This is a genomic window from Vibrio makurazakiensis (assembly GCF_050337375.1).
GTDB lineage: Bacteria > Pseudomonadota > Gammaproteobacteria > Enterobacterales > Vibrionaceae > Vibrio > Vibrio makurazakiensis.
This window is the reverse complement of sequence record NZ_JAKJSW010000220.1, coordinates 1-6,503: the sequence shown is the minus strand read 5'-3', so window position 1 is coordinate 6,503 and position 6,503 is coordinate 1. Positions and strand designations below refer to the sequence as shown.

The 6,503-nt window shown below is 43.0% G+C and carries 6 protein-coding genes; 4 read left to right on the top strand and 2 right to left on the bottom strand.

Going from position 1 to position 6,503, the window contains the following annotated elements; translation table 11 throughout:
• The 4 genes from L4C33_RS18340 to L4C33_RS18325 all read left to right on the top strand — a co-directional run.
• Positions 1-252, top strand: a 252-nt coding sequence (locus L4C33_RS18340; protein ID WP_428813854.1) for a PBPRA1643 family SWIM/SEC-C metal-binding motif protein, incomplete at its 5' end; no start/stop codon positions are given.
• A gap of 265 nt (positions 253-517) precedes the next feature.
• Positions 518-946: a hypothetical protein gene (locus L4C33_RS18335; RefSeq protein ID WP_428813853.1), complete on the top strand. Its 429-nt coding sequence runs from the start codon at positions 518-520 to the stop codon at positions 944-946.
• 117 nt (positions 947-1,063) lie between these two features.
• Positions 1,064-1,672 (top strand): sugar O-acetyltransferase, encoded by a 609-nt coding sequence (locus tag L4C33_RS18330; protein WP_428813852.1) that lies wholly within the window; start codon positions 1,064-1,066, stop codon positions 1,670-1,672.
• A gap of 290 nt (positions 1,673-1,962) precedes the next feature.
• A complete protein-coding gene (locus tag L4C33_RS18325; protein ID WP_428813851.1) occupies positions 1,963-3,507 on the top strand; it encodes a glutamate synthase-related protein in 1,545 nt (514 codons plus the stop codon).
• Positions 3,508-3,670: 163 nt separating this feature from the next.
• Here L4C33_RS18325 and L4C33_RS18320 read toward each other — a convergent pair whose 3' ends face one another.
• Positions 3,671-4,855 (bottom strand): BamA/TamA family outer membrane protein, encoded by a 1,185-nt coding sequence (locus L4C33_RS18320; RefSeq protein ID WP_428813850.1) that lies wholly within the window; start codon positions 4,853-4,855, stop codon positions 3,671-3,673.
• A 433-nt stretch (positions 4,856-5,288) separates the two neighbouring features.
• On the bottom strand, positions 5,289-6,503 hold a 1,215-nt coding region (locus L4C33_RS18315), incomplete at its 5' end, for a BCCT family transporter (protein ID WP_428813849.1).

Sequence of the window (6,503 nt, the reverse complement as noted above, 5' to 3'; positions counted from 1 at the left end):
GGTTCAGAGGGTGCACCACTTACATTGGTTGTTGCTACTGAAGAAAGAAAAAGTGAAGTTTCTGATTTAGTTGAACAGCATGGATATGCGGCAAATATTGAAGTAAATGGTGACGTAGAAGAGAACATCACGGAACTAGACGTTCTTTTGAATAAGCCAAAGACTCAGCGATTTGAAAAAACACCTGAACGAAACGATCCTTGTTCATGTGGTAGTGAGAAAAAATACAAAAAGTGCTGTGGTAAAAACTAAGAACACGTGAAGTAAGCGACTCGAACAAGCGAGATCACGTTTACTTTAACTGTTTGAAAAGCCAGTTCATTCCTAACTTATTCTGTTAGCAATGCGCTGGCTTTTTAGTATCTGTAATACGGTTAATTTACATCTAAGGCAAGCAAGTAAATAAGCAAACCTCACGTTATCAATTCTAATTCTCAAATTGACGCGCTACTTATAGACTTGTTGTATAAATACTGGTCAACTCATTTGTTAACAAATTCAAAAGCAAAGGGCAGTGATGTATTTTTGGAATATAGACAAACTCAAAAATGAACTGAGTAATGGGACTGTATCTGAGCAGGACTTTTTTAAGTATTTATTCGCTACTTTTGTGTTGGTCGGTATTGGTGGAATACCTTTCTTTTCACCCAACGATTTAGATATGTTTTCTGCAGGGATCAGTATCCCTATCTCTTTATTCGGTCTTTACTGCGCCTTTCATGTAAGCGACAAGCATAATTTTATCGGCAAGTTCATTTCCATTGCTTGGGTAATGACGATTAGAATCATCCCTCTCACCATAGCCCTTGCTCTATTAGCGACTAGTTCTGACTCTCTAGATACAACAATTCAAGATGTTGCTGTCATGGCTTTTATTGAGTGTATTTTCTTCTGGCGAGTCGCACACCATATAAAAGGGGCGGGAAGCACTTCTTTGTCTGCTTAATTTATCAGGCAATCGTTTATTTATCATAGCTCGCAAATTTTCAAATTACCTCTAGTTAAATGGTGTCTATCAAGTTGTTATTAAAGGAATTTATCTTTAGTTAGACTGGGAGATACAATGAGTAACAAGATATCTGACTTTGAGGTTCAGACCCCAATTACCCCCGAATTTTTCCGCTTACAAACTGAAGTCAAAGAAAAACTCTATGATTTCAATTTTTCTCGCCCTTCAGCTCATGAGCAAAGAGCAGATCTATTGTTAGAAATATTAGGCCGTTCTGGTGGCGTGAATATTTTTCCGCCCTTTTTCTGTGATTTGGGGAAAAATATCCATTTTAAAGAAGGTGGTTTTTTGAATACAGGCGTGAAGATACTCGATCTCGCTCCTGTTTATATTGGTGAATATGTTCAGATAGGGCCAGATGTTGTAATCAGTACCGCTGGCCATCCGCTAGACCTAGCGGAACGCGTTCGCCCTGTTGCAACCGGTAACCCGATAACAATTGGCGACAGTGTTTGGATAGGCGCTGGCGCAATCATTCTGGATGGTGTCACCATTGGAGATAGAGCGGTTATAGGAGCTGGTAGTGTGGTTAACAAGGATATTCCTGCTGACACTGTTGCCGTTGGCAATCCTTGTAAGGTCGTCAAAAAGATAGATCAAAGCCCGATGCCCACCGAAGATGAAATCTACGAAATGTGGAAACCCCTGATTGAAATGAACTAATAAGAATGACATTTACACTGTAAAGGTTCGCGAAACCAAGGGGTTTCGCGTTTTTTTATGTAGAAGGAAATATCTGATTTTTTTCATTGTATTATTCAAAGAATACTCACCCATGTGAGTTTGATGGCATATTGGCATTGAAATGTGGCGATATTGCCAATCATCGACAAAACTTAGGTTCAGTATCCTCAAAGATATGAGGAGCTTAATGTCGTGATTAACAAGAATAAATAATGACGTTGAATATTGGTTAATCACGTTCGAAGACACTGGAATCTAAGGACGATGAGATGAGCAAGCCGATTGTTGCGGATATCAAACCAATCAAAGTTGAGCTTACTAAAGGGCAAGAATATTATTTTTGTGCATGTGGACGCTCTAAAAAACAGCCATTTTGTGATGGCTCACATGCTGGTACTGAATTTAAACCTAAAAGTTTTGTCGCTGAAAGTGATGGTGATGCATTCCTATGCCAATGTAAGCACACGGCTAATACACCGTTTTGTGATGGTTCCCATAAGCAGTTTTCAAGTGAGCAAGTTGGCTCAGAAGGGCCGGGAGTTCAAATCCAGGCTACGAATATTCCCGTTGCTACAGCGACGAAAGAAGAACCGACAGTTGAGTTTATTCACCAACTAGCAAGAGATGGGCTTTCGAAACTCGGCCATCATGGGCCTATGACCTCAATGGGCGTACCTCGTCACTTATTGCCGCATTGGGATGATTTGCAAGTAATGGTCGCACAAATGGCCACGAAACCTTTACTTGAAGATCAAGTAGTTGAAACGCAGCTGGTGATTGGTCCTCAGGCAAGAAAACCATTGAAATTGGATATCCCCTTATTTGTTTCAGACATGAGCTTTGGTGCGTTGTCGGAAGAAGCAAAAGTGTCGCTAGCTAAAGGCGCAGAGCTTGCAGGTACAGGTATTTGTTCTGGTGAAGGTGGCATGTTACCGGAAGAGCAGCAGGCAAACTCTCATTATTTTTATGAGCTTGCCAGTGCTGAGTTTGGTTACGATGAAGAGCTATTGAAGAAAGTTCAAGCGTTCCACTTTAAAGGTGGGCAGGGGGCTAAAACAGGGACTGGAGGACACTTACCCGGAAATAAAAATATCGGTAAGATCTCCAAAGTTCGAGGTATTCCAGAAGGAGAACCAGCCATATCACCACCCACATTTAAGGATTTAGTCACCGCAGAAGATTTCAAGAAATTTGCAGACCGAGTAAGAGATGTGACAGGAGGTATCCCTATTGGGTTCAAGCTCAGTGCTAATCATATTGAACAAGATATCCAATTCGCGTTAGATGCGAGTGCTGATTACATCATTCTTGACGGGAGAGGGGGCGGTACAGGTGCTGCCCCTGAAATGTTTAGGGATCATATCAGTGTGCCTACTATCCCCGCTCTAGCTCGTGCAAGGCGCTATTTAGATGAGCAAGGAGCCAGTGGCAGAGTCACGCTTATTATTACGGGCGGTTTGCGAGTCCCTATGGACTTTGTTAAGGCGCTGTCTTTAGGGGCTGATGGTGTTGCTATATCAAATAGTGCGATGCAGTCGATAGGTTGTGTTGCTGCGAGGATGTGTAATACCAACAATTGTCCGGCTGGTATTGCTACCCAAAAAGCGGATTTGAGACAAAGGCTTAATGTTGAAAAAGCATCTCACCAACTTAAAAACTTCTTTGAAGCTTCAACAGAAATGATGCAAGTGATGGCTAGAGCCTGTGGACACCATCATCTCAATCAATTTAACCCTAATGATCTAGCGACATGGAACCGAGAAATGGCGCTGTTGTCTGGAGTGAAATACTCTGGTTATCACGATCCAAATTAAAACGGTATAACGCGAGATCACGGTTTAATGCGATACAGAAGAAAGCCCATCATGTGATGGGCTTTCTTCATTGTTGGGTATGCGACTAGTAATTAATAGAGCTTAATAGTGGCTAAAAGAAGTTAGAAGTTAGAAGTTAGAAGTTAGAAGTTATTCGCGATATTTAGATTCCGGCTCCTACCTGAAAGTAAACGGCACTGTCTTCTTCACTAAACGCAAAGTCGATCCCTGATTTTAAGCCATAACGTCTTGCTATGAGGTATCGAAAGCCAACGCCATAGGCATACTGTTCGTCTTGGCTTAGTAGGCTGTCATCTTCGGATGCGGCATAACCAACACCTGCAAAAACATTAGTGGACCACCTGGGTGCTAACTGCCAGGTTAATTGGGATTCTACAGATAAGGTTTCGTCGCCCTGGTAACGATTTCGAGCGATACCTCGTAATTCTATGTCTGGGTATACAGAAGGAGGCATAAATTGGGTGTTTGAATATAAGGATTTATACAGTCCTTTGAGTGCCAGTGACCAGTCATCTGACAGTTCCCAGTAATTCATACCTTTGACGTTCAATGACGAGAAGTCGTAATCACTCCCAATACTTTCATCAAATATCACGAACTCAGCGGTGTAGTTGTATCCACGAGTAGGATCTAGGAAGCTATTACGAGAATCGTATTCCCCAATCAATCCGAACCCCGAAAAAGTAGGTGAGGTATTCGCAAGGCGTTGCAGAATGGTATCAGCATTAGGGTGGCTGTTAATGGCTAAATCGGTCTTATAGTATTTCTGGGACATACCGAAAAAGAAATTAGTGTCATCAATTCGAAATTGAAGCTTTTGTAAGCCACCGCCACCTTTCATTCCAAATTCGACGCCATTTCCTGTAACGATAGATTCAAACAGATCTGGTGTGCTCTTTGGGTAAAAAGTCATGTTGACGTCGCCGTAGCCTAGCCCACCTAGGTAGCGCACCGAGTCTTTATCCCAAGTACGTCGGTGGCCGACAAAACCCATCCAAGTGCCATTATCTGTGACAAAGCCACCTGCAGCTGTAATTGCGGGTGTAAGAAGTTGAGCTCCACCATCTATGGATTGTGCAGCAAGCCTTTTACGCTTTTCGCGTTGTTCATCAGATTCATGCAGGAATATACCAGTAAACCCCACACCATAGCCGACTGYGGGTTCTGTAATGACAATGGGAACAGGCAAAAAGCCATACGCATTTTCAGCAAGGTACTCCCCCATATCGAGCGCGCCGTCGATAGGGTCAAAAAACTCAACGGCATAACTGTTGGGAATAGTGCCTGCGGACAAGAATATGGCCAGCGGTAGCAAGTGAGTTCGCATAATGTCCTTAAGCTCGGAAAGCTAGATGCAAAAAGTGTAGATGCCATGATCCTTATGGCAGTGTCATCGTCATTATTATCTGAAAATCTGAGATGTTCCAAATTTGCGTAATAGAATTCTGATATCAATCCCACTCTTCTTATCGCGGGTCTTAAACCGTAAATACCGTAGGTAAAATGGCAGATAGAAAAATGATGAGAGTGAAAATATAAAATGCCATACATAACCTTAACCATGATTGTTCAGCGCGTTTAGGTTAATGAAATTGTGGAAATAAATTTGAGTTGAAACAGACTCAGATATGAGCCAATAAAGAGTGTACGTAGAACGTTTTTGGCGAGATATACAGGAGAGGGAGATAGTAGAGGATGAATACTTCCTTACCCATGTTCGAGTAAGGAAGTAAATAGACAGAGTATTAAGTCTTAATGGCCTAGATAATGCCTTGTTGTTTCGCCATGTGTCTTGCGATTCTTGGTGCGTGCCATAGACACGGAAGAAGGATCAGCGACACAGGTACAGCAGTTATTACGATAAAGGACTGCAGAGCAGAAATACCGCCTGAACCCATAGAGATCAAAGCAATCGCAACGATACCCATGATGACGCCCCAGAATGTACGAACCAGTGCATTTGGCTCTGTTGAGCCTGTGATAACGACGCTGATGGTGTAAGTCATCGAGTCACCGGTTGTCACAATGAACGTTGTTGTCAGAATTAAGAATAATACTGAAATCACTACAGGGAACGGCAGCTGTGACGTAATAGCCAGCAATACAGCAGGCAGATTGAAGCCTTCGAAAGCCGATGAAATAACGCCAGGGTTAGCGAGTTCAAACGCTAGACCGCTACCACCAACGATGCTGAACCAAAAACATGTAACGAGTGGTGCAGCAATACTGATAGATAGGATCATTTGGCGAATCGTACGACCGCGAGAAATACGCGCGATGAAGATTGCCATCATAGGGCCATAGCCTAGGAACCAGCCCCAGAAGAATACAGTCCAGCCACCTAACCAACCAGTGTCTTGGCGGTACAATGCCATCGGAATAAAGTTATCAACCATGCCACTTAGGCCTTGTAGGTAACCGTCTACGATGAAGCTTGTAGGGCCAAATGTCAGTAAGTACGCAATCAGAGCTACAGAAAGAATGATGTTGTAACGACTTACAATTTGGATGCCTTTATTTACACCGCTCAAAGCTGACAAGGTGTACATAGCGATAGCAAATACAATAATGATAGCTTGCGTGTTGAAGTTGTTGGCAATACCAAACAGTTCATTCAATGCGTAGCTGATTTGCAAACCAAGAAAGCCAATAGGGCCTATCGTGCCGGCTGCTACTGCGACAATACTACACGCATCGATTAGGTTACCAATCCAGCCGTTAAGTGCTTTATCACCTAATACAGGGTAAAGCAGAGTACGAGGCTTAAGCGGTAGGCCTTTGTCGTAATGCAAGTGCATAAGTACGATAGAAGATAAACCACCTAAAATTGCCCACGCCAAAAAGCCCCAGTGCATAAACGACTGAGAAAGAGCGTTCATCGCAAGTGTGCGAGGGTCGGCGTCACCAAAGAGTGGTGGCGCTGAAACAAAGTGAGCAATTGGCTCAGCAGCAGCCCAAAATACTCCGCCACCTGC

Coding starts and splice junctions, on each gene's coding strand:
- L4C33_RS18335 (WP_428813853.1), top strand. CDS start 518: ATGTATTTTTGGAATATAGACAAACTCAAAAATGAACTGAGTAATGGG.
- L4C33_RS18330 (WP_428813852.1), top strand. CDS start 1,064: ATGAGTAACAAGATATCTGACTTTGAGGTTCAGACCCCAATTACCCCC.
- L4C33_RS18325 (WP_428813851.1), top strand. CDS start 1,963: ATGAGCAAGCCGATTGTTGCGGATATCAAACCAATCAAAGTTGAGCTT.